The sequence below is a fragment of the Pseudoalteromonas sp. BZA4 genome, assembly GCF_040104395.1.
In the GTDB taxonomy this organism is placed as follows: Bacteria; Pseudomonadota; Gammaproteobacteria; order Enterobacterales; family Alteromonadaceae; genus Pseudoalteromonas.
Genome location: NZ_JBECOT010000004.1, coordinates 127,367 through 149,209, shown reverse-complemented (window position 1 = coordinate 149,209; position 21,843 = coordinate 127,367). Strand labels below are relative to the sequence as shown.

21 protein-coding genes are annotated in these 21,843 nt (G+C 42.9%); 15 read left to right on the top strand and 6 right to left on the bottom strand.

All coding sequences use genetic code 11. The features are described 5' to 3' along the window. Nucleotides 1-201: 201 nt before the first annotated feature. Nucleotides 202-1,434 (top strand): divalent metal cation transporter, encoded by a 1,233-nt coding sequence (locus tag ABMY41_RS03465; protein WP_349274141.1) that lies wholly within the window; start codon nucleotides 202-204, stop codon nucleotides 1,432-1,434. Between the two features lie 120 nt (nucleotides 1,435-1,554). Here ABMY41_RS03465 and ABMY41_RS03460 read toward each other — a convergent pair whose 3' ends face one another. The 3 genes from ABMY41_RS03460 to ABMY41_RS03450 are packed head-to-tail and all read right to left on the bottom strand — an operon-like array spanning nucleotide 1,555 to nucleotide 3,863. Beyond that, nucleotides 1,555-2,742 (bottom strand): VWA domain-containing protein, encoded by a 1,188-nt coding sequence (locus ABMY41_RS03460; protein WP_349274140.1) that lies wholly within the window; start codon nucleotides 2,740-2,742, stop codon nucleotides 1,555-1,557. Nucleotide 2,743: 1 nt separating this feature from the next. Next, complete coding sequence (locus ABMY41_RS03455) at nucleotides 2,744-3,592, bottom strand: MoxR family ATPase (RefSeq protein ID WP_135926022.1); 849 nt, start codon at nucleotides 3,590-3,592, stop codon at nucleotides 2,744-2,746. 52 nt (nucleotides 3,593-3,644) lie between these two features. Then, nucleotides 3,645-3,863, bottom strand: coding sequence for a DUF1653 domain-containing protein (locus ABMY41_RS03450; protein WP_055021017.1), 219 nt, complete (start codon nucleotides 3,861-3,863; stop codon nucleotides 3,645-3,647). A 78-nt stretch (nucleotides 3,864-3,941) separates the two neighbouring features. Between ABMY41_RS03450 and ABMY41_RS03445 the strand changes: the two genes are divergently transcribed. The 11 genes from ABMY41_RS03445 to rpoS are packed head-to-tail and all read left to right on the top strand — an operon-like array spanning nucleotide 3,942 to nucleotide 11,518. Beyond that, entirely contained in the window at nucleotides 3,942-4,424 is a 483-nt protein-coding gene (locus tag ABMY41_RS03445) for a DUF2947 domain-containing protein (RefSeq protein WP_062564834.1), read from the top strand. Nucleotides 4,425-4,483: 59 nt separating this feature from the next. Continuing rightward, entirely contained in the window at nucleotides 4,484-5,116 is a 633-nt protein-coding gene (locus tag ABMY41_RS03440; protein ID WP_054560904.1) for a hypothetical protein, read from the top strand. 22 nt (nucleotides 5,117-5,138) lie between these two features. Beyond that, nucleotides 5,139-5,429: a cell division protein FtsB gene (ftsB, locus tag ABMY41_RS03435; protein ID WP_054560903.1), complete on the top strand. Its 291-nt coding sequence runs from the start codon at nucleotides 5,139-5,141 to the stop codon at nucleotides 5,427-5,429. Beyond that, on the top strand, nucleotides 5,419-6,120 hold the full coding sequence (gene ispD, locus ABMY41_RS03430) for a 2-C-methyl-D-erythritol 4-phosphate cytidylyltransferase (protein ID WP_289097834.1): 702 nt from the start codon (nucleotides 5,419-5,421) through the stop codon (nucleotides 6,118-6,120). Before ftsB ends, ispD begins: the two co-directional genes overlap by 11 nt. Continuing rightward, nucleotides 6,117-6,599, top strand: coding sequence for a 2-C-methyl-D-erythritol 2,4-cyclodiphosphate synthase (gene ispF, locus ABMY41_RS03425; protein ID WP_055198208.1), 483 nt, complete (start codon nucleotides 6,117-6,119; stop codon nucleotides 6,597-6,599). Before ispD ends, ispF begins: the two co-directional genes overlap by 4 nt. Beyond that, nucleotides 6,596-7,624 (top strand): tRNA pseudouridine(13) synthase TruD, encoded by a 1,029-nt coding sequence (locus ABMY41_RS03420; RefSeq protein ID WP_349274139.1) that lies wholly within the window; start codon nucleotides 6,596-6,598, stop codon nucleotides 7,622-7,624. Before ispF ends, ABMY41_RS03420 begins: the two co-directional genes overlap by 4 nt. After that, nucleotides 7,625-8,389: a 5'/3'-nucleotidase SurE gene (surE, locus tag ABMY41_RS03415; protein WP_287245921.1), complete on the top strand. Its 765-nt coding sequence runs from the start codon at nucleotides 7,625-7,627 to the stop codon at nucleotides 8,387-8,389. It abuts the gene before it with no gap. Beyond that, the gene (locus ABMY41_RS03410) at nucleotides 8,379-9,017 is read left to right on the top strand and encodes a protein-L-isoaspartate(D-aspartate) O-methyltransferase (protein ID WP_054551144.1); all 639 of its coding nucleotides are present in this window, start codon (nucleotides 8,379-8,381) and stop codon (nucleotides 9,015-9,017) included. The genes surE and ABMY41_RS03410 overlap by 11 nt, the downstream gene beginning before the upstream one ends. Before the next feature lie 11 nt (nucleotides 9,018-9,028). Then, entirely contained in the window at nucleotides 9,029-9,607 is a 579-nt protein-coding gene (locus ABMY41_RS03405; protein ID WP_054551145.1) for a YqaA family protein, read from the top strand. 42 nt (nucleotides 9,608-9,649) lie between these two features. Next, complete coding sequence (locus tag ABMY41_RS03400) at nucleotides 9,650-10,474, top strand: peptidoglycan DD-metalloendopeptidase family protein (protein WP_251600956.1); 825 nt, start codon at nucleotides 9,650-9,652, stop codon at nucleotides 10,472-10,474. A gap of 60 nt (nucleotides 10,475-10,534) precedes the next feature. Continuing rightward, nucleotides 10,535-11,518, top strand: a complete 984-nt coding sequence (rpoS, locus tag ABMY41_RS03395) for an RNA polymerase sigma factor RpoS (RefSeq protein WP_054551147.1) — start codon at nucleotides 10,535-10,537, stop codon at nucleotides 11,516-11,518. Nucleotides 11,519-11,622: 104 nt separating this feature from the next. On the opposite strand, the gene mutS is transcribed toward rpoS, so the two are convergent. Beyond that, complete coding sequence (mutS, locus tag ABMY41_RS03390) at nucleotides 11,623-14,196, bottom strand: DNA mismatch repair protein MutS (protein ID WP_349274137.1); 2,574 nt, start codon at nucleotides 14,194-14,196, stop codon at nucleotides 11,623-11,625. Between the two features lie 21 nt (nucleotides 14,197-14,217). Here mutS and ABMY41_RS03385 point away from each other — a divergent pair, with 21 nt between their 5' ends. Together ABMY41_RS03385 and recA are read left to right on the top strand one after the other, a co-directional pair. Further along, on the top strand, nucleotides 14,218-14,715 hold the full coding sequence (locus ABMY41_RS03385) for a nicotinamide-nucleotide amidohydrolase family protein (RefSeq protein WP_054560895.1): 498 nt from the start codon (nucleotides 14,218-14,220) through the stop codon (nucleotides 14,713-14,715). 58 nt (nucleotides 14,716-14,773) lie between these two features. After that, nucleotides 14,774-15,820, top strand: a complete 1,047-nt coding sequence (gene recA, locus ABMY41_RS03380; protein ID WP_054560894.1) for a recombinase RecA — start codon at nucleotides 14,774-14,776, stop codon at nucleotides 15,818-15,820. A gap of 243 nt (nucleotides 15,821-16,063) precedes the next feature. On the opposite strand, the gene ABMY41_RS03375 is transcribed toward recA, so the two are convergent. Then, entirely contained in the window at nucleotides 16,064-18,187 is a 2,124-nt protein-coding gene (locus tag ABMY41_RS03375) for a TonB-dependent siderophore receptor (protein WP_175078419.1), read from the bottom strand. 191 nt (nucleotides 18,188-18,378) lie between these two features. Then, complete coding sequence (locus ABMY41_RS03370; protein WP_130050708.1) at nucleotides 18,379-19,545, bottom strand: DcaP family trimeric outer membrane transporter; 1,167 nt, start codon at nucleotides 19,543-19,545, stop codon at nucleotides 18,379-18,381. Between the two features lie 282 nt (nucleotides 19,546-19,827). On the opposite strand from ABMY41_RS03370, the gene acs reads away from it, so the two are divergent. Next, nucleotides 19,828-21,768, top strand: coding sequence for an acetate--CoA ligase (gene acs, locus ABMY41_RS03365; RefSeq protein ID WP_175078418.1), 1,941 nt, complete (start codon nucleotides 19,828-19,830; stop codon nucleotides 21,766-21,768). Nucleotides 21,769-21,843 lie beyond the last annotated feature (75 nt).

The following is a 21,843-nucleotide window of genomic DNA, read 5'->3' as shown; positions in this document are numbered from 1 at the left end:
CTAACTTGCTAACTTGCTAACTTGCTAACTTGCTAACTTGCTAACTTGCTAACTTGCTAACTTGCTAACTTGCTAACTTGCTAACTTGCTAACTTGCTAACTTGCTAACTTGCTAACTTGCTAACTCTAACTTGCTCAGCTTCCAATCTCACCCAAAACGCTGTAAGTTGCTTGTTACTAAGAATAAAACACACACAACTTATGCAATCAGCAGTATCAAATTGGCAGTCTAAATTAAATGCATTAGGGCCGGGGATTTTAATGGCTACAGCCGCCATTGGTGGCTCACATCTAGTAGCATCAACACAAGCAGGATCGTTATTCGGCTGGCAGCTATTTTGGCTAATCATTGTAGTAAACGTATTGAAGTACCCATTCTTTCGATTTGGCATGGAGTACACGCTCGCGACTAAACAAAGTTTAGTTGAAGGCTACAAGCAAAAAGGGCCGGGGTATTTCTATAGTTTTATTGCGCTTAATATTGTCGCTGCGGTAGTAAATACTGCAGGGGTTTTATTATTAACGGCCAGTCTGCTGCACTATGCATTACCTGTCACTGTCTCTGTAACCTTATTATGTTGGCTGATTTTAGCTGTGTGTTTGCTTATTTTGTTGTTGGGGCACTTTAAGGCGCTCGATAATGTTTCAAAGCTCATTATGGGGCTGCTAACGGTTACAACCGTGGCTGCGTTGGTTGTGGCAATTAATAATGGCCCAATGGCACCGGTTGACTATGTAGGCCCGTCGCCGTATGAACTTGCCATGCTTGGCTTTATGGTCGCGCTCATGGGCTGGATGCCTGCACCCATTGAAATATCAGCAATCAGCTCACTGTGGCTAAAAGAAAAGCAGCATCAACAAGCCGTGACAAAGCAACAAGGCTTGTTTGATTTTAATTTGGGCTACTGGCTTACCGCAGCACTTGCGTTAGTGTTTTTTTCATTAGGTGTGTTAGTGCAATATGGCCAAGCACAAGCTGTGCAATTAGGTGGAGTCGCCTTTGCAAAGCAGCTAATTGATATGTATGCCCTCACTATGGGCGAGTGGGCAAGGCCACTGGTTTCAGGTATCGCTTTCTTATGTATGTTTGGCACCACGCTAACAGTGCTTGATGGCTACGCTAGAACATTAAATGAGTCACATAAACTGCTACCGATTAAACAATCTAAATACAGTTTAAATATGTGGTTATTACTGCAAGCATTTGCTGGCATGGCAGTGATTTTATTCTTTAAATCAGCCCTTGGCCCAATGCTTACTTTTGCTATGACCCTCGCTTTTGTAACCACTCCTGTATTTGCATGGCTTAACTTTAGTTTAGTGCGCTCAGAAGCCAGCATTCATCACTCAACCTTACTTCGCATATTGAGCTGGTTAGGCTTAGCTTATTTGGTGAGCTTTGCGCTAGTGTTTTTGGTTTGGAAGGTAATGTAATGGGAGCTGTCAGCTTTCAGCCGTCAGTTTTTAGCTGATCGAGAAGGTGCTTAGTTATTTGCGTTTATAAACAATTGTAACTTTACATTCATTTCTCAGTTTTTATGCTGTTTGACGGCTCTAACTCAACTCCCTAATCGCATTACTAATCCCATCTAGCGTGAGTGGGTACATGCGGTTGTCCATTAACTGCTTTATAAAATCAATTGATTGATAATAGCGCCAATGTTCAACGGGTTGTGGGTTGAGCCAAGCGACTTTATCAAAGTGATTGGTTATGCGGTTTAACCAAGCGCTGCCGGGTTCTTCATTCCAATGCTCAACGCTGCCACCGGGGTAGGCGATTTCGTAGGGACCCATGGTGGCATCACCAACAAAGATCACCTTGTAGTCGCTGGTGAACTTGTTAATCAAGGTCATGGTATCAATGACGTTAGAGTGACGACGTTCGTTGTCTTGCCAAACATGCTCATACAAACAGTTATGAAAATAGTAAAACTCAAGGTGTTTAAACTCGCTGTGAGCGGCGCTAAATAGCTCTTCGCAGGTATGAATGTAATCATCCATTGAACCGCCAATATCAAACAGCATCAATACTTTTACCGCATTATGGCGCTCTGGTGCCATTTTTACATCGAGCATGCCGCCTTGTTTTGCGGTTGCGCGAATGGTTTCGGTTAAATCGAGAGTATCGCTTGCACCAGTACGGGCAAATTTACGCAGTTTTTTTAGAGCGAGTTTAATGGTGCGCGAGCCGATTTCACGGTCACTATCAAGGTTTCGGTAGCTGCGTTTATCCCATACTTTTACCGCACGGCGATGTCGGTTACCGTCTTGACCAATACGCACACCTTCAGGGTTATAACCATAGGCGCCAAATGGTGAAGTGCCACCGGTGCCCACCCACTTATTACCCCCAGCATGGCGCTTTTGCTGCTCTTCAAGGCGTTGCTTGAGGGTTTCCATGAGTTTATCAAGGCCGCCCATGGCTTGTAATTGCGCTTTTTCTTCTTCGCTTAAGTGTTTTTCAAACTCTTTGCGTAGCCAATCATTAGGCAAGTCGTGTTGCTGTTTTAAGCTTTCGAGCAGATCAAGGTCGGTCACACCACTAAAATAATCTGCAAAGGCTTTATCAAAACGGTCAAAGTGGGTTTCATCCTTGACCATGATGGTACGCGCCAAATAATAAAACGCGTCAACGTCGGCAAAAATAACCCCTTGCTTGAGCGCATTGATCAAATCAAGTAGCTCTCGCAAACTAACAGGTAAGCGGTACTCGCGAAGCTTAAAGAAAAACGCAATTAACATCTTAACGGCGGCTCATAAACGCAAGTTTTTCGATTAAGCTAATGTCTTGCTCGTTCTTTAATAGTGCGCCAAACATGGGCATTAAGCCGCCTTTTTGGCTTTTATCATGCAGTGTTTTAGCGTCTATATCTTCGGCCATCAGTAGCTTTAACCAATCAAGCAATTCGCTGGTTGATGGTTTTTTCTTAATGCCGTTTACTTCACGTAGATTAAAGAACACCTCAAGTGCTTGGCGAACTAGGTCTTGTTTAACGTGAGGGTGATGTACATCGATAATTTGTGCCATTTCTTCACTACTTGGAAAATCAATGTAATGGAAAAAACAACGACGTAAAAAGGCATCTGGCAGCTCTTTTTCGTTATTTGACGTGATGATCACAATCGGACGTTGCTTAGCAACCACGCGCTCGCCGGTTTCATAAACATGAAACTCCATTTTATCGAGCTCTAATAGCAAGTCGTTGGGAAATTCAATATCGGCTTTGTCGATTTCATCAATCAATAGCACAGGGCGCTTGTTATGTTGCTCACCATAGGTAAAGGCTTGCCATAATTTCCCCTTTACAATGTAGTTGCTGATATCGTGCACACGCTCATCACCTAACTGGCTGTCGCGAAGGCGCGATACCGCATCATATTCATACAGGCCTTGCTGCGCCTTAGTGGTTGATTTGATGTGCCATTGAATTAGCGTGGTGTCTAAACTTTTTGCAAGCTCCTCGGCCAGCATGGTTTTACCTGTGCCGGGCTCACCTTTTATTAGCAGCGGCTTTTCGAGCAAGATCGCTGCGTTAACCGCTTGTTTTAATGAGTTACTGGCAATGTAGTTGTCGGTTGAATTAAAAAGCACGATGTCACCTTATCTGGTCTGAGCAGTGATTAATAGCGTCATGATGCCACAGTTAGTCGGCGTCTGAAAGGTATGCAAAACGCGGTATCGTTTTACCCTCGACAGTGACGGTTTCTGTAAACATACTAAGCGGGCGTGCCCACATGCCAAATTCGCCGTATAGCGCTTGATAAATTACCAGTGGCTCATTCGTTTCGCTATGAGTAGCAACATATTCAACTTTGTATTTTGGACCTTTGTAATGTTGGTAAATACCGGGTTTGATTGTCATGTGTTTATCTCGCATCTTGGAGTCATTTGGGTATAATTGCAGTTTGCACATTTTACGCTGAAACAAACTGCCTAAACTATGAATTATATTTCGTTAGATGAATACAAAAAAGCCTGGGTTTTTCGTCATAAAGATATGCCGATAAGCAGCGAAGACGCAGCACAAATTAAACCAATGAGCGCTGAACGCGCTGCGGTTTTATGGACTACTATGGTGAGCCGCGAGCATGATCACCCTGACTTTTTTGATAAAACAGATTGGTGCGGCAAAGACGACAGCTTTTCAGAGACCATTAACTGGGAAAGTGCATGGGAAGCGGGCGATGAGCAGTTGCCAGAAGAAATCCTTAACCACTTAGAGTGGGAAGCAAACACCACTGTTTATTTTTGCATGGCTCGCGACAATATTATTGAAACCAGCTTTGCCGTTTTTAAACGTTGTTGGCAAAACTTTATGTTTTTAGCTGATGGTAGTTTGTTATTAGGTAAAAAGCGTGATGCAGTGGTGCAGTTTTTAGAAACTGGTAACGCAAAATTGGGTAAAAAAGGCGCAGTAAAGTAGCGCTCAATAAACGCTCTATGCTATAAAACAGTCAAGCAATTGTTTTATAAGAGCGCGCATTGTCTAAACCAACTTCACAGAGCGAACACTCGCAACAAGCCGAAATTTGGCAAACTGATGCCGAGCGAGCTTTGTATGCGCAGTTATGTAATGCATTTTATGCTCGTGAGATCCCGCGTTTAGTTGATGAACCTGATACAGCAAGGCTAAAACGTTTATTAGCAAGCCTGCCTTACTATATTGAGCGTTTAGCTATGCGTATTGTCAGTGGTGATGCGCCACTACAGCTCGATTCACAAAATGGCAGTTGGCTTGAAAAACAAAAAACAACGCCGCCTGTTTATAATAAAAAAGACTCAAAAGACTTTTATAGTCAACATGCTAAGCGCGGGTTAATTGTTCCCGTGCTAATTAATGACGAGCAATGTACAACCGTGCGCATAGACAGCTTAGATCAAGTAAGCGACAATAAGGTACATTGCAACGAGCTTGGTTGGTTTGATACTTCCGGTGAATCGCTAGAAAACACGCATATTCAATTGCTTAAGCCTGCAAAGGCGGTGATGGCAGCGGCGTGTTGCGGTCATCAATGGCAATTTAATAAACGCATCACACCTAAGCGTTTGTCATTAAGAGAAATGCTGCTAGCAAGCAATATAAATTGGCGTAATTTAAAACGCCCTTTGACTTAATTTAACCGCGAAGGAGTGTTCAATGCGGGTTTTTCAATTCGCCTTGTTGTGTTTGGCTTTATTTATTCAGTACCGCTTATGGTTTGGCCATAATGGGGTGCAAGATTACACTCGTTTAAAACAAGCGGTTACCTCTCATCAAGACACCAATGCTAAATTGTTAAAGCGCAATAAAGTGCTCAAAGCCGATATTGAAGACTTAAAACTCGGTCAAGAGGGCATCGAAGAGCGGGCGCGTAATGAATTAGGAATGATTAAACCTGGCGAAACCTTTATTCGCGTATTACCAGGTCAACAGCAAAATGAACACTAAGCAAACTATCACCGCCATTGTTCCCGCTGCGGGAGTAGGGAGTCGAATGCAGCATTCGGCGCCAAAGCAGTATATTGAACTTGCGGGTAAAACTATTTTAGAACATACCCTAAGTAAACTTGCAGAACTTAACGAATTAAACACCATCAAAGTAGCAATTAGCGATGATGACGGCTACTTTGCTGATTTACCACACATAGATAAGCGTATTGAGTGTGTGAGTGGTGGTAAAGAGCGCGCTGATTCTGTGCTTAACGCCTTACTATCACTTGCTGACAACCCACCTGATTGGGTACTTGTTCACGATGCGGCAAGGCCGTTAGTGTGTCTGGCAGATATTCAGCGTTTAATGACTGAATGTATTGCTGCCAATGAAGGCGGTATTTTAGCGTCAAAAGTAAAAGACACCATTAAGCGCGGTCATACCCACAGTGAGCAAACGGTGCCACGTGATGATTTATGGCAGGCACTCACCCCTCAGCTTTTCCCTTATCAAGCGCTGACTAATGCGCTATCAAGTGCCCTTAAAAATGGTGTGACTATCACTGATGAGGCATCGGCAATTGAATGGGCTAAGCAACCTGTTAAGCTGGTTGCAGGTCGCAGTGACAACATTAAAATCACCACCCCAGAAGATTTAGATTTAGCAGCATTTTTACTGCAAAAACAACAAAACGAGAGTACTTCATGATTCGAATTGGCCATGGCTTTGATGTACACAAATTTGGCGGCGAAGGCCCGTTGGTAATTTGTGGTGAAAAAATAGATTACCCACAAGGCTTTTTAGCTCATTCAGATGGTGATGTTGCCATTCACGCATTGTGTGATGCCATTTTAGGCGCATTGGCAATGGGTGATATTGGTAAGCATTTCCCTGATACTGCGAGCGAATACGAAAATATTGATAGCCGAATTTTACTACGCCACGTGGTTGGGCTTGCTAAAGAGCAAGGTTATGTACTTGGCAATGCCGATGTGACGATTGTTGCGCAAGCACCAAAAATGTTGCCGCATATTCAAGCTATGCGTGAAAACTTATGCCAAGACCTTGAAGCTGATATTTCACAAGTTAATGTGAAAGCAACAACCACTGAGAAGCTTGGGTTTGAAGGCCGCAAAGAAGGTATCTCAAGCCACGCAGTGGTGATTATGAGCAAACAAAGCGCATGAGTGAGTTAAACTACCTTTACGGTAAACCTCTTTCTAAGGCTGACTTTAAAACTCATGCCGAAGACTTCATGGTTGATGAAGACTTAGGTATTGAGTTTACCGGTTCTGGTGAACATGTTTGCTTGCAGGTTGTAAAAAAAGGCGAAAATACTCAGTTTATTGCGAAACGCATTGCCGAAAAAGCAGGGGTATCTCCACGTGATGTGAGTTATGCAGGCTTAAAAGACCGCCATGGCGTGTGTACCCAATGGTTTAGCGTGCCAGTTCCAATTAAAAAGCATATAGAATTTAGTGAACTGAATAACGAGCAATTTTTTGTAATATCGCAACAGCGCCATAATCGTAAGCTCAGAACTGGCTGCCATAAAGGCAACCGCTTTACCATTACATTACGTAATGTCACTGAGCCGCTGGATATTTTGTGCCGTATCAACGCGGTGCGTGCAGGTGTGCCTAATTACTTTGGTGAGCAGCGCTTTGGCCATGGTGGTCACAACCTTGAAATGGCAAAGCGCATGTTTGCTGGAGAGCGTATCCGCGACAAAAAATTGCGTGGCTTAGTTATTTCAGCTGCACGCTCTTATGTGTTTAATGAAATCGTGAGCATGCGAGTTGCCGAGCATGGCCTTGCGAAAACAATGCACCGCGAAGTGTTTATGCTCAGCGGCAGTAATGCATTTTTTGAAGACAATATTAGTGATGACAATATTGCGCGCTTAGCGTCTGGCGATATTGTGATGTCGGCACCTATGGTTGGTAAAGGCGAAAAAGGCCTGACCGAAACCGAAAAAGTGTGGCTCGAACCTTATCAGTCTTGGATAGAGGGCCTTAGCGAACTTGGCCTTAAGAATGAGCGTAGAATGTTACGACTTATTCCTGATTCATTAGCTGTTGAAACGATTGATGAAACTACTTTAAAGTTAAGTTTTGGTTTACCAAAAGGCTGTTTTGCTACCGCCCTGCTGCGTGAGCTGGTGGACTATCGAGATGCAAGCCCCAGAGAACAAAAACAAAAGGATGCGTAAATGAAAATCTTATTGAGCAATGATGATGGCGTACATGCTAAAGGGATTGCGGTTTTGTATCAAGCATTGACGCAAATAGCAGATGTGACCTTAGTAGCGCCAGATCGTAATTGTAGTGGCGCAAGTAATTCATTAACGCTCATGAACCCATTGCGTGCAACCACCCTTGATAATGGCTTTATTTCGATTAATGGCACGCCGACTGACTGTGTGCATTTGGGAGTTAATGAATTAGTCGAGCAGCAGCCAGATCTAGTGGTTGCAGGAATAAACCACGGCGCCAACCTAGGTGATGATACCTTGTATTCAGGTACAGTAGCAGCGGCCACTGAAGGGCGCCACTTAGGACTGCCGGCGATTGCTGTGTCGTTATGCTCTAAAGAAGGAAATCACTTTGAAACTGCAGCTGCGGTCGCGGTGAGTATTATCAAAGAGTTGGCATCGCACCCATTACCGAAAGATCAAATCATCAACTTAAACGTGCCAGATATTCCGCTTACTGAGCTAAAAGGAGTTAAGGTAACCCGTTTAGGTTCGCGTCATAAAGCTGAAACCATGACGAAACAACAAGACCCATGGGGACGTGACATTTATTGGTATGGTACCCTTGGTGCTGAAAGTGATGCAGGTGAAGGCACTGATTTTTATGCCATTAATAATGGTTATGCATCAGTGACCCCACTTAGTGTTGATATGACGGCGAAAGAGAGCTTACAAGCCGTCGATAGCTGGTTAGCAAATATGGAGATTAATAGTGCTGACTAATTATAATCGCAGTGCACTGGCATTAGCTGAACTATTAAAACGCGAGGGTGTAGAAGATAGTACTGTGCTTGAAGCGATAGCCTCAACGCCCAGACACATTTTTATCGATGATGTTTTGCAACACAAAGCTTATCAAAATACCGCACTGCCAATCGGTCAAGGACAAACGATTTCGCAGCCATATATTGTCGCACGCATGACTGAGCTGCTTCGCTTAGCTGGCGTACGTGATAAAGTGCTCGAAATTGGCACAGGCTCTGGCTACCAAACGGCAATATTGGCAAAAACCTTCACTAAAGTGTGCTCGGTAGAGCGTATTAAAGCATTGCAATGGCAAGCAAAACGCCGTTTGCATAAGCTTGATTTATATAATGTCACCATGAAACACGGTGACGGTTGGCAAGGCTGGCAGTCGCAAGCTCCATTTGAGGGGATTATTGTTACTGCCGCTGCGGCCACTATGCCACAAGGACTTCTGGCACAACTTGCTGATGGGGGCGTTATGATTGCACCTATCGGTGAGCAAGATCAGCAATTAATGATGGTCGTTAGAAATGGCGATACATTTACAGAACATAAAGTTGCACCAGTAAGATTTGTACCTTTGGTACCTGGTGATATTGAATAGGACGTTAAACTTTGAAGTTGTTTACTAAGTTATATGATATGGCGCTGGTATGGGCTAAACATCGTCATGCGGAGCGTTATTTAGCAGGGATGAGTTTTGCTGAATCTGTTTTTTTTCCGGTGCCACCGGATGTCATGCTAGCCCCTATGTCGCTTGCTCAGCCAGATAAAGCATGGCGCTTTGCCAGCTTTACGACTATTGCTTCAGTGATTGGCGGTATTTTAGGTTACTTACTTGGCTTTTGGTTATTCGAACCAGTAGTCGAACCGCTGATTGCGCAAATGGGTTGGCAAGCCAAATTTGACACAGCGCTAAGTTGGTTTGAAAACTATGGTGTATGGGTTGTGTTTTTAGCGGGCTTCTCTCCTATACCTTATAAGGTTTTCACCATAGGTGCAGGTTTGATGCAAATGGCATTCTTGCCATTTTTAATTGCCTCGGCAATAGGTCGTGGCGCGCGTTTCTTCTTAGTGTCGGCTTTAATGAAGTGGGGCGGCGTTAAAATGGAGCAAAAATTACGTCAATATGTTGAAGCGCTTGGCTGGGGATTAGTTGTTTTAGTTGTGGTTGCGTACTTTTTACTGCGATAACCCGCAAAACCATTAAACTAGTACGATAAGGAGCATTTTACGATGAGCAGGCAGTTAACAGTCTATGTTACTTTGTTTCTTAGTATTTTGCTCTTTGGTTGTACTTCTCGCGAAGCACCGGCACCGGTTAGTAGTTTAGATAATAAAGTTAAACCCGCCACACGCAAAGTAAATATCTCTGGCTCAAAATATGTAGTCAAAAAGGGCGATACTTTGTATTCAATTGCTTTTAGCGCTCAGCAAGATTTTCGAACGCTCGCAAAAATAAACGATATTCCAGTACCTTATACCATCTTCCCTGGGCAGAGTATTTCGCTCACAAAATCGGCACAAAAATTAAAAAAGACGAAAAAATATACGAATTCGAGTAAAAAGTCTACTGTTTCTATACAAAAAAATAACAAAAAATTAAAGAAAGGGCTTGATCAGCCAAAACAACGAGAGTATGTTCAGAAACAAGCCAACAAAATAATTAGTGAAAAAAGCAGTAATTCTAATGCCAAAGTTGTATGGGGCTGGCCTGCAAAAGGTAAAGTCACAAAACGCTTCTCTAATAAAGAGAACGGCTTTAAAGGATTACAGATCACTAATAAACAAGGGGCTTCTGTTTTAGCTGCTGCACATGGAACTGTGGTATACGCGGGCAACGCATTGAGGGGGTACGGTAATTTAATCATATTGAAACACAATGATGATTACCTAAGCGCTTACGCGCACAATTCAAAGTTGCTTGTAAAGGAAAAACAGGAAGTAAAGGCAGGGCAGAAAATAGCAGAAATGGGCAGTTCAGACTCTTCGGTTACGGCTTTGAGATTTGAAATTCGTTATCGGGGTCAAGCAGTCAATCCTGCTAAGTATCTACCTTAGCCATTTAGGGTATTGATAAAGTGATTTAGCTCAATCACATATTTGCTCGGGAGGACGCTTATGGGTCACACAGCAAAACTTGAGAAAAAAACTGACGCGATTGACGATAAATTTGATGACACGGTAGTTGAAGAAGAGTCTTCTGAATTACTTGAAGAAGTCGACAACGAAGATGAAATTTTTGCAAAAGAAGAAGTTGCCAAGAATTTAGATGCTACACAGCTGTATCTTGGTGAGATTGGTTTTTCTCCGCTGCTAAGCGCAGAAGAAGAAGTTTATTTTGCTCGAAAAGCACTGAAAGGCTGCGAAGCCTCTCGCAAGCGAATGATTGAAAGTAATTTACGTTTAGTGGTGAAAATTGCCCGCCGCTACAACAACCGTGGCCTCGCGCTACTAGACCTTATTGAAGAAGGTAATTTAGGCCTTATCAGAGCCGTTGAGAAATTTGACCCAGAACGAGGTTTTCGTTTTTCAACTTATGCAACTTGGTGGATACGTCAAACCATTGAACGTGCCATCATGAACCAAACACGTACGATTCGTTTACCTATTCACGTGGTTAAAGAGCTAAATGTTTATTTAAGAACAGCCCGTGAATTAACGCAGAAACTTGACCATGAACCAACCGCAGAAGAAATTGCAGAGTGCTTAGATAAGCCGGTTGAAGATGTTACTAAGATGCTGCGTTTAAACGAAAAAATCACCTCGGTGGATACACCTATCGGCGGTGAAAATGACAAAGCGTTATTAGATATTATCGCCGATGAAAAAGACTATGGTCCAGAAGGCGAAGTACAAAATAATGACATCAACAAGCACATTGTTGATTGGCTTGGAGAGTTAAACCCGAAACAGCGTGAAGTACTTGCTCGTCGTTTTGGTTTACTAGGCTATGAGCCATCAACCCTTGAAGATGTTGGTCGTGAAATAGGCTTAACACGTGAACGTGTAAGACAAATACAAGTGGAAGCATTACGTCGCTTAAAAGACATTTTGCAACACGAAGGGTTAAGTACAGATAGCCTATTCGACCAATTCACCTGATTTGACAACAATGTATACCTGATCAAGGGTATAGAACCCACGGGTTCAGAACACACAAAAAAGCTGACGTTTACGTCAGCTTTTTTTATGCCTCTTTTATTGCACTACAGTAAATCTTTTAATTGATACAGTAGTTGGTGTGCTTGTCTTGGCGTTAAGCTATCTGGATCAAGCTGTTTTAAGGTTAATTCAAGCTCAGAAGGCTCATCATCAAAACTTAATGTTTGCTGTTGTTGCTGAATAGGGGTAGTAACAGGTTGATGGTTCTCAAGCATTTTAAGCTTTTGTTTTGCTTGTTGGATCACCGCTTTTGGTACACCCGCTAAGGCAGCAACTTGTAAGCCAAAGCTCTTGCTTGCTGCGCCTTCAAGCACGGTATGCATAAAGGCAATGGTGTCGTTGTGTTCAATGGCATCTAGGTGCACATTAACCAATCCCGTTTTTTGTTCGGCCAGTTCGGTTAACTCAAAATAGTGAGTTGCAAATAAGGTTTTAGCGGCAATTTTTGATGCTAAATAATCAGCCGTTGCATAGGCAAGCGATAAGCCATCATAAGTCGAAGTACCGCGACCAATTTCATCCATCAGTACCAGTGATTGTGCTGTGGCGTTATTTAAAATAGTTGCTGTTTCGGTCATTTCAACCATGAAGGTTGAGCGTCCTGATGCTAGGTCATCACTTGCGCCAATACGCGTAAAAATACGGTCAATATTACCAATTTCTGCGCTATCAGCAGGAACGTAACAACCAATGTGAGCCATTAGAACAATAAGTGCAGTTTGGCGCATATAGGTCGATTTACCACCCATATTTGGACCTGTGATAATCAGCATTTTACGGTCGTTATTAAGCTCCACAGGGTTAGCTATAAACGGGTCTTTCATTACCTGCTCTACTACCGGGTGGCGACCTTGCTTAATACTGATATTATCGTTATCGCACAGAGTTGGCTTAGCATAATTAAGCGCTTGCGCACGTTCGGCTAAATTGTTCAGTACATCTAAATCTGCTAGGACAGCTGCCATTGTTTGTAGCTGCTCAATGTGCGGAGCAATAAACTCAAAGAGTTGCTCGTAAAGCTGTTTTTCAAGCGCTAGCGCTTTTGACTGGCTACCAAGTACTTTATCTTCGTGCTCTTTAAGCTCAGGGATAATATAGCGCTCATTATTTTTTAGCGTTTGGCGGCGAATATAATCCGCAGGAACCAAGTGCGAGTTCGCGCGGCTTACCTCAATAAAAAAGCCATGCACCTTGTTATAGCCAATTTTTAAGGTGCTAATGCCTGTGCGTTCACGCTCACGTTCTTCAAGCTTTTCGAGAATATCGGTTGCACCTTGGCTTAGGGCACGCCATTCATCAAGCTCGCTGTTGTAACCTGGTGCAATAACACCCCCATCACGAATAAGCACCGGTGGGGTTTCGATTACAGCACGCTCTAGTAAGTCTTGTAGTTCAGGTAACTGTTGCGACTTAGCAATAATTTGACTAATACGCGGATCGTTAGCATCCAGTAATAGTTCGTGAAGTGGCGCGAGAGCTTGCAGTGCGCTACGCAGGCGCGTTAAATCACGCGGGCGTGCTGTGCAAAGCGCTAAACGGGCGATAACACGCTCAATGTCGCCAATTTGCTTTAATGACTCTTGTAGCTCACCACATAATTGCGCATCGATAATTGCGCTAATTGCGTTTAGTCGAGAGTTGAGCTCTGTTTTGCTGCGCACAGGGGTATGAATACGACGCTTTAATAAGCGTGAACCCATAGCTGTGGCTGTTTTATCAAGTACTTGCGCAAGCGTGTTTTCGTAACCACCCGATAAATTAACCGTTAGTTCAAGGTTTTTACGAGTTGCTGCATCTAAGATCACCGCGTGTTCGTTTTGTTCAAGGGTGATTGCACGGATATGCGGCAGGGCAATACGCTGAGTGTCTTTTACGTATTGCATTAAGCAGCCTGCAGCGACTAAAGCTGCGTGTGCTTTGTCTACTCCAAAACCAACTAAATCTTTGGTGCCAAATTGGTCGCAAAGTAAATGCTGCGCAGTATCTAGATCAAATTCCCATTCCGGGCGACGACGCGCGCCTTTGATATGTTCAATTAAGTGCACATTTGCAAATGTTTCACTGTAAAGTAGCTCAGCAGGGGCTAAACGCTGTAATGTTGAGCTAAATGCTTCGTCGGTATTAACTTCTAACACATTGAACCGGCCAGAGTTAATATCTAAATAAGCAATACCATATAGGCCTTGTTTGTTTTGCCATACACTGGTTAGCAGGTTGTCTTGGCGTTCTTGTAATAATGCTTCGTCAGAAATTGTGCCCGGTGTAACAATACGTACAACTTTACGCTCAACAGGGCCTTTGCTAGTCGCTGGGTCACCAACTTGTTCACAAATAGCTACTGACTCACCCATTTGTACAAGGCGAGCTAAATAGTTTTCGACTGCGTGATAGGGTACGCCCGCCATTGGAATGGGGTCGCCACCGGCTTTACCTCGATGGGTTTGAGAAATATCAAGAAGTTGCGCTGCACGCTTGGCATCATCAAAGAAAAGTTCGTAAAAGTCGCCCATACGATAAAACAATAAAATATCCCGATGCTCGGCTTTTATTTTTAGATACTGCTGCATCATAGGGGTTTGTTGTTTTATAGTGTGCGGTGCATAAAGATCAAACGACATGTATTTACCCAAAGGCTGAATATGGAATTACATCAAGAGATTAAAACACTTGCTGCGAAATTAGGAGCTATTTTAACGGATAAACGCTTATGGATCACTACCGCAGAATCATGCACTGGTGGTGGAGTGAGTTATGCACTAACCGATACCCCAGGCAGTTCTAATTATATTGACCGAGCGTTTGTTACTTATAGTAACCAAGCAAAACATGAGCTCATTGGCGTTAGCGAGCAAACCTTAAACAGCTTTGGTGCGGTGAGTGAGCAAACCGTTGTTGAAATGGCATCGGGGGCGGCAAAAGCTGCAAACGCAGATATCGCAATAGCTATTTCGGGGATAGCAGGCCCCGGTGGTGGAACACTGGATAAACCTGTGGGATTAGTATGGTTTTGCATTCATTTTGCTGGTCAAAACTACCCAAGTCAGCAAGTTTTCTCTGGCGATCGAGCTGAAGTTAGACTGCAAGCTATTGTTTACTCATTAAAAAATATAATTGAATTGATAAAATCTGAAAATTAGCTTGATACTGTGATTTCATACAGTATACTGTCTGCATTAGCCGGATTTGGAGAACAGAATGAACGATAACAAACAAAAAGCCTTAGACGCTGCTTTATCACAAATTGAGCGTCAATTTGGTAAAGGCTCAATTATGAAACTGGGCGACAATAAAGCCCTAGATATTGAAGCAATCTCAACAGGTTCACTAGGTATCGATATCGCACTAGGTATTGGTGGTTTACCTACGGGTCGTATTGTTGAAGTGTATGGTCCTGAATCATCAGGTAAAACAACGCTTACTTTACAAGTTATCGCTGAAGCTCAAAAGCAAGGTAAAACGTGTGCATTCGTAGATGCTGAGCACGCTCTAGATCCTGTATACGCACAAAAATTGGGTGTAAACATTGATGACTTACTTGTTTCTCAACCAGATACTGGTGAGCAAGCATTAGAAATCTGTGACATGTTAGTTCGTTCAAGTGCCGTTGATGTTGTGATTGTTGACTCGGTAGCAGCTTTAACACCTAAAGCTGAAATCGAAGGTGACATGGGTGACTCACACATGGGTCTACAAGCTCGTTTAATGTCACAAGCTTTACGTAAGCTTACAGGTAACATCAAGCGTTCAAACACACTATGTATTTTCATCAACCAAATCCGTATGAAAATTGGTGTTATGTTTGGTAACCCTGAAACAACAACAGGTGGTAACGCACTTAAATTCTACTCTTCAGTACGTATCGATATTCGTCGTATTGGTTCTGTGAAAGAAGGCGACGAGGTTGTAGGTAACGAAACCCGCGTTAAAGTTGTTAAGAACAAGGTTGCTCCGCCGTTTAAACAAGCTGAGTTCATCATCATGTATGGTGAAGGTATTTCTAAACAAGGCGAGTTAATTGACCTAGGTGTTAAGCATAAGATTGTTGAAAAATCAGGTGCTTGGTACAGCTACAATGGCAGCAAAGTTGGTCAAGGTAAAGCAAACTCAATTAAGTTCTTAAAAGACAACCCAGAGATCGCAGATGAGATCGAAGGTAAGTTACGTGAGATGCTATTACTTCAGGCAACAGAACAACCAGAAGATGGTGAAGATGCAGGCCTATTAGCTGAAGACGAGCTATAAACACCGAAAAAGAGTACAGTTAAGCGTGATTTGACCCGCACTTAACACAAAAAAGACCGCTACATAGTTAGCGGTTTTTTTATGGGTGAAAGTTAGCAATGGTAAAGTTAGCGAAAGTAAAGTTAGAAAGAGTAAAGTTAGAAAAGGTAAACTTTACTCTTGCAACTCTTTCATGAAAAAGCCGCATATGATGCGGCTTTTCATGTACTTAAAGCTTAAAACTTTCAGCTTCTAGCTCAAAGCTTACAGCTGCCAGTTGAAAGACACTGAGTAGTTACGCGGTGCGCCGTAATAACCTTGAGCCCAGAAAAGACTGTGGATGTACTTTTCGTTGGTCACGTTATTAACGTTCAAGTTAACGCTCATATTGTCGTTAATATCGTACGTTGCCATTAGGTTTAATAGGCCGTACGCATCTTGCGTTGTGGTGATAAGTGCAGTATTCGTAGCCGCATCACGCACTTGTACGCGCTTTGTATCGTCTTGCCAACGATAGTTTAGGCCAAAGGTTAAACCATCAATCTCAGGCACTTTATGAGTTACAGCAAGTTTGAACTGGTTTTCAGGTGTGTAGTCTTTTACTAACTCATCACCATCAATGTTTAGGTTGCTGTAGCTGAAGCTTGCACTTAGTGTTTCGTTGATTTGACCACTAAGTTCTACTTCAATACCATCGCTGTTAATACCATCTGCGCCATAGTAGCGAGTGTCATCAGGTAATGAATCAGGGATAGCAACAGCAAGGCCAACTTGTTTAGCGTCAAAGTAAGCAACTGTTACAAATAAGTCGTCATCAAGTAGCTGTGCTTTCACACCAACTTCGCTGCTTTTACCTGTGATTGGATCTAAGTAATCACCATTGATGTCACGCTCTGTTTGCGGTACGAAGGTTTCTGTGTAGCTTGCGTAAGTTGAGAAGTTTTCGTTGATATCATATACAGCACCGAAGTATGGCACTGTTTGGTCGCTATCTTTGTCTTTTGCAACGCCGTAAGAGGCACCTTCAGTTTCCCAATTTACTTGGCTCACACCTGCTAAAATGCTGAATGCGTCAGTTGCACGAATGCGTGTCGAAATATATGCAGAGCGTTGACGGCTAGTGATATCAGCTCCTGTTAAACCATCAGTAAGTGTTGGTACTGGCGCTACACCGTCCCAACCACCTAGCTCTGGCATTGCAGGGAAACCATTGCCTGTGGTGTAGTCATACAATGATTTATCTTTGTTATCCATATCTGCTTGGTTTACACCAAACGATAGATCATGTTCCATACCAAATAAATCAAATTTACCCGTTGCGTAGATATCTAAAATGTCGTGCTTATCTTTGTGATCATATTCACTGGCATAACCAGTTAGGCCAAGACCTGTTTCTCTATCTGGTGTGCCGTAAACATAGAAAAGCTCAGAATCTTGCTCATTTTCTAAGTGCGCGTAGCTTGCTTTTAAGAACCAAGTATTGGTGATTGCTTGCTCAATTGATAAGAACAGCTGCTCAGTTGTGTTATTCCAGTATGACCAATCAGACGCTGTGCTAGTTGAAGCGTCAAAGTTTGTTGCTGAACCATCGCTGTAATAAAGCGGTAAGGCACCCCAAAGTGGGCTGTCAGCATCTTTCTTTTGATTTACATAGTTTGCAGTTACTACTGTGCTGTCAGTTAGCTGACCTTCGTAGGCTAGGTAATAAATTGTTTTATCTTGCTCGTAACGGTCAAGGTATGACTCGGTTTTGTGCTTGGTGAATACAGCACGTACAGCGTGGTTTTCGTTGATAGCAGTTGAAGCGTCAAGCTCTAAACGCTTGTTGTCCCAAGAACCATACGATACAGACGCATTTACTTGCGTTTGATAAGTAGGGCGCTTTAGAACCATGTTGACGGTTGCAGATGGGTTACCAGCACCTGTCATTAAACCATTGGCACCACGTACAATTTCAACACTATCGAAAATAGAAGTATCAAGAGTACCTTGGATTGAACCGTTGTCTTGCGGCATACCCATGCCATTAACTTGGAAGTTGGTGATCTCAAAACCACGAGCTTTAAAATAAGTACGGTCAGTTTCGATTTGCTCAACAGTCACACCCGGAGTGCTTTCAAGTACAGCGTTTAAATTATCGAGTGAGAAGTCATCCATTAGCGCACGTGATACAACAGAGATTGACTGTGGTGTTTCTTTAATTGTTAGCCCTAATTTGGTTGCTGACTGTGCTTCTTCAGTGATGTAGTTTTTATGATGCTGGCCATACACGGCAATTTTTTCAATTGCTTGTTCTTCTTTTTGTTGTTCTGCAAAAGCGTGGCCACTTAAAAGTGCTGAGGTCACAAGGCTTAATTGAGATAAGCGCAAAAATTTTGTTGATGACATGCAAAGTTCCAATTAGTTCAATGAATAGTGAAATTAATGCGTAATTTAATCTAAATGAAAATAATTTGCAATTAGGTCTTTCTGTTTTGGTGAGTAATTGTTTGCAAAAAGTTTAAAGGGCACAGAAATATAAAAAGGAGATATAAAAAAAGCGGCCGAAGCCGCTTCAGGAAGTAAAATAAGTTTAAATCTTAAAATACGTATTTTGCAGAGAACTGCAGACGGTCCATATCGCCGTCAGCACCGCTTTCTAGTTCACGCTCAGCATGTTTAAACTCAACACCAAATGTAAGCTTTTTAACAGGCGAATATAAAAGGTTAGCACTATAGCTTTGGCTCATTTCTGTAGGGTCGCCAGTCACAGCAAGTAAATCTGTGTTGTTATCTGCCGAGAAGAATGAATAAAGGAAAGTTGAGCGCCATTGGCTGTTCCAGTGTTGTTGATAGGCAATGAAACCTGATGTTGAATCAATTGCATCTAAATCATCACCATCAAGCACAGCACCATTTGCTACGTTTAAACCAATGTAGCGGCCTAAACCTGAGCCTTGAGTTAGCATAAATTTAAGGTTGTTTTGGCCAAAATTTACTTTACCTGAGGCGCTGATACCGAACGATGATGTATCTGCATCAATGCCATTTTGTTTATAAGTTAACTGGCGAGCAAGACCGGTAAATACTAATTCACCCCAGTCAGCTTTATGTGCGTAACGTGCTGTAAAGTCAGGCATCGATGCATCATCAGTAGCTACACGTGCGCCGCCAACTGTGACAGTGCTCTCTGGGTTTTCGATAGAGAATGACCAGTTACCTGTAGTGTAACGTGCCTGTGCTTGACGTACGAACACAGTACCTTCTGCAGGACCAACGAAGTCGAGTGTTTCTGGTAATGCACCTACGTTTTGAAAGTTTGACCAAGCTTGACCAAATAACCAACCATCATAAGTCACAAATGCTTGACGAATACGAGGCGCGTAAGAGTTACTAACACGTTCGTTACCGCCTGGCGCTGAAGCAATAAAGTCTATTTCAATTTTAGTTTTGATGGTTTTACCATCGTCTAATTTTGTTGCTGTACCTAGGTTAAAGCGAGATTGGCGTGCATGCATATCAAATACTGCATCGCTGTCGCTGTCTGCGCCTACCGGTGTTGTACCTGGTACATAGAAGTCACGGCCAATGCTGCCGCCAGCTGGTACGCCTGCAGAGTAATCACTCCACATAGCATCAAGTTTTACATAGCCACCATAAGAGACGTCTGTGTTACCAATGGTTGCGGCGTTAGCGGTACCTGCAAGTGCACATAAAACAGCTGAAGCTGTGAGCGTTTTTAATGCGGTTACTTTTGTTGTTGTCATAATGTGTATTCCTGTCGAAGCTACTTGTTGATTGCATTAATGTTGTTGTATCACTGTTGTTTAAGAAATGACTTCTCTCAATTATCTATTGGTCTATTAGACTAAGGTGGAATGGGTAGTTAAATCGCATCCAACCTAACATTGGACTAGATTATAGAAGGCAATTTTAAAGTTTTTTGTTAAATGACAAGATATACAACTAAGGTCTAATACTTTCAGGGGCTTTGCTGAGTGATCCTTGAAGCAGGCCGTAGGCAAGTAATTAAAATGGAGACGACAACAATGTCAGAAAGTATCTATCCAGTACCAGCGCATATCAAGAATGCAGCACTAGTTGATAACGATAAATATAATACACTGTACAAGCAATCTATTGATGACCCTGAAGGATTTTGGCGAGAGCACGGTAAACGCCTTGATTGGTCAACTCCTTATAACAAAGTAAAGAACACCTCATTCGACAAAGGCCACATCAGCATTCGCTGGTATGAAGACGGCCAACTTAACGCATCTTACAACTGTATTGATCGCCACCTTGCCACTAAAGCCGATAAAACAGCTCTTATTTGGGAAGGCGATAACCCTGAACACAACGAAAATATTAGCTACCAACAGCTTCACGACGAAGTAGCTAAGCTAGCCAACGGCCTTAAAAAATTAGGTGTATCAAAAGGTGACCGTGTTGCTATTTATATGCCAATGACACCGCAGGCTATTTACGCTATGCAAGCGTGTGCGCGTATTGGTGCTATTCACTCTGTAGTATTTGGTGGTTTCTCTCCATCAGCGATTGCTGACCGAATTAATGACTCAGGCGCTAAAGTGGTAATTACTTCAGACGAAGGTCGCCGTGCTGGCAACTGCGTACCACTTAAAGCAAATGTTGATGAAGCGGTATCACAAGACTCAGTAACCACAGTTGAGCACGTTATTGTTCATCAGCTAACGGGTGGTGAAGTTGAGTGGAATAGTCATGATGTTTGGTGGCATGAGCTTGTCGCTGACTTACCAGCCGAGTGCGAACCAGAGCCAATGAATGCAGAAGATCCGCTTTTCATTCTTTATACTTCAGGTTCAACGGGTCAACCAAAAGGTGTGGTTCATACTACCGGTGGTTACCTTGTTTATGCATCAATGACACATGAATATGTGTTTGATCTTAAAGAAGACGATATTTTCTGGTGTAGTGCCGATGTGGGCTGGATCACTGGTCACAGCTACATTGCTTATGGCCCATTAGTGAATGGCTGCACGCAAGTCGTATTTGAAGGTGTACCAACTTACCCAACAGCGGGCCGTATGGGTGAAGTAATTGATAAGCACAACGTGACTATTCTTTACACAGCACCAACTGCTATTCGTGCTCTAATGGCGAAAGGCGATGAGCCAACAGCGACTTCAACTCGTAAAAGTCTTCGTGTTATGGGTTCTGTAGGTGAGCCAATTAACCCAGAAGCGTGGGCATGGTATTACGAACATATTGGTAACGAAAACTGCCCAATCGTAGATACTTGGTGGCAAACAGAGACTGGCGGCATCATGATCACACCATTACCAGGTGCGACAGATATGAAGCCAGGCTCAGCAACACGTCCATTCTTTGGTATTGCACCAGCACTATTTGATGCTGAGGGTAATACACTAGAAGGTGCGGTTGACGGTAACCTTGTTATTTTAGATAGCTGGCCATCACAAGCACGAACAGTTTATGGCGACCATGAACGCTTTGAACAAACCTATTTCTCAGCATACCCAGGCGTGTACTTCACAGGTGATGGTTGTCGTCGTGATGAAGATGGCTACTACTGGATCACAGGCCGTGTAGATGACGTACTTAACGTATCAGGTCACCGCCTAGGTACTGCAGAAATCGAAAGTGCATTGGTTGCTCACGAAGCAGTAGCAGAAGCTGCAGTCGTAGGTTACCCACATGATATTAAAGGTCAGGGCATCTATGTTTACATCACTCCAAATGAGGGGATTGTAGTAAGCGATGAACTAACAAAAGAGGTACGTAACTGGGTTCGTAAAGAATTAAGCCCAATTGCTTCACCAGATATGATCCAATGGTCTCCAGGTTTACCGAAAACTCGTTCTGGTAAGATCATGCGTCGAATTTTACGTAAAATTGCGGCAAATGAGCACCAACAGCTTGGAGATACTTCTACACTAGCCGATCCGAGCGTTGTTGATGAGCTAATCGAAAACCGATTAAATCGTTAAAATCGCGTTAAAAACTTGATTAGAAGTTGATTCTAAACGTAGTATATCGGCTGTCACTTAGAAATAGGTGTCAGC